The following is a 1131-nucleotide window of genomic DNA, read 5'->3' as shown; positions in this document are numbered from 1 at the left end:
GCTATGATCAGGGCATATAATCTGCGCCAGCCTCCTAAAGGCTTGGTGTTTCATAGTGACAGAGGTTCGCAGTATACCAGCAAGCGTTATCGCACACTGCTGAGTAATTATGGCATCAGAGCTAGCATGGGGGATGTAGGTGCTTGCTGGGATAACTCTGTTGTGGAGCGGTTCTTTGGAAGCTTAAAGCATGACTGGGTTTTGAAAGTGCCCCAGCCAACGAGAGAGCATATGAGAAATGATGTGGCTGACTACATGCGTTATTACAACTTAGAGCGGCTCCATACTTCTAACGAAGATATGTCGCCAATCGAGTACGAAAACTCTTTAAGAAAAGTGTCCTGATTTAGTTGCGCAGAACACATTCTGCTTGACTCGTTTCACCAGTCAAACACCATTGCAGAAAAAACCAAGGAAACGAGAACGACAAGCGTTATCACCAATCTCAACCTCATGAACCAAGACTCCAACACCTCTTCCTCAAATAGCTTTCGATCAATCACCAGCAAATAGATAAAACAGAAGGCGAACACGAGCGAACTATAAATCGACTCACAAGACGCTGCTAACCAAGCTAGAAGAGTGACAAAATTACTGTGCAAGAAGAGATTGATGGATGCATCACGAAGCAGAAACAATCCCCAATGAATGCCCGCCAGGAAAGAGATGATCACAGCGGCATATATACGCAAAGCCAAGTTCAAATTAGTCTCGTGCATATCAGAAAGGAACAGATACATACTTGGGATCAAGTAAAAAGGGAGTGCTCCGGCAAAGGTCAAGGATATTGCGATACAACGCTTATTTTTGTTCATGTGGCAGATTAACTCCAAGTCTGAGTAAAACCGTTCATTAGGCACTGGCAGCGTTCGAACTGTTTTATTGTTGATACCAGTTTATAGATCTAGCTCTATTTAGATCGTTTCAATATTGTCTAGCAATGTCAGCGCTCTCTCGTGAATGAGCTGCTTTTCTTGATCAGATTTTTTAGCCCACTGCTTGGCGATAAAAGATAACCTTTGATTGTCGGCCAAGCGTTCTTCATGCCTTCCAAAAAAATCCCAGTAAAGAGCATTGAATGGACAGGCGTCGGGCGTTACCTTCTCTTTAACCTTATAATGACAACTCTTA

The 1131-nt window shown here is 43.3% G+C and carries 2 protein-coding genes and 1 pseudogene; 1 reads left to right on the top strand and 2 read right to left on the bottom strand.

Going from position 1 to position 1131, the window contains the following annotated elements; genetic code table 11:
- Nucleotides 1–345, top strand: a 345-nt coding sequence (locus A3761_RS22795; protein ID WP_156492047.1) for an integrase core domain-containing protein, incomplete at its 5' end; no start/stop codon positions are given.
- Nucleotides 346–380: 35 nt separating this feature from the next.
- Here the strand turns inward: A3761_RS22795 and A3761_RS22790 are convergent.
- Together A3761_RS22790 and A3761_RS28090 are read right to left on the bottom strand one after the other, a co-directional pair.
- Nucleotides 381–815: a DUF3429 domain-containing protein gene (locus A3761_RS22790; RefSeq protein ID WP_068508353.1), complete on the bottom strand. Its 435-nt coding sequence runs from the start codon at nucleotides 813–815 to the stop codon at nucleotides 381–383.
- 99 nt (nucleotides 816–914) lie between these two features.
- Nucleotides 915–1131 (bottom strand): annotated as a pseudogene (locus A3761_RS28090) (cryptochrome/photolyase family protein); the annotation flags it as partial.

This window comes from Oleiphilus sp. HI0123 (genome assembly GCF_001635315.1).
The sequence above is the reverse complement of the archived record's forward strand: the minus strand, read 5'-3'. Positions and strand labels throughout refer to the sequence as shown.